This is a genomic window from Streptococcus suis (assembly GCF_002964575.1).
Taxonomy (GTDB): domain Bacteria; phylum Bacillota; class Bacilli; order Lactobacillales; family Streptococcaceae; genus Streptococcus; species Streptococcus suis_R.
Genome location: NZ_POQQ01000036.1, coordinates 1 through 301, shown reverse-complemented (window position 1 = coordinate 301; position 301 = coordinate 1). Strand labels below are relative to the sequence as shown.

The 301-nt window shown below is 39.9% G+C and carries 1 protein-coding gene; it reads left to right on the top strand.

Annotated elements, in window-relative coordinates; all coding sequences use genetic code 11:
• Positions 1 to 18: 18 nt before the first annotated feature.
• The coding region (locus tag C1E58_RS02850; protein WP_161951258.1) for a glycogen/starch synthase at positions 19 to 301 on the top strand (283 nt) is incomplete at its 3' end.

Genomic DNA, 301 nt, shown 5'->3' with positions numbered 1-301 from the left:
AATCATTTAGGAGCTAACATGACAAAAAAATCTGTTCTCTTTGTAGCATCCGAGGGACTTCCGTTCATCAAGACTGGCGGATTGGCTGATGTTATTGGCTCTTTACCAAAAGAATTGGTAAAACAGGGTTTAGATGTCCGAGTCGTTCTACCACTCTACAAAAAAATTGCAGTAAACAATCACTCTGATTTCGATTACGTATCAAGTTTTGATGTGCGGGCTGGCGACATCCAATCTATGGCAAATGTTTACAGTCAGGTTGTTGATGGAGTAACATTCTATTTTATTGAGCACCGCGATT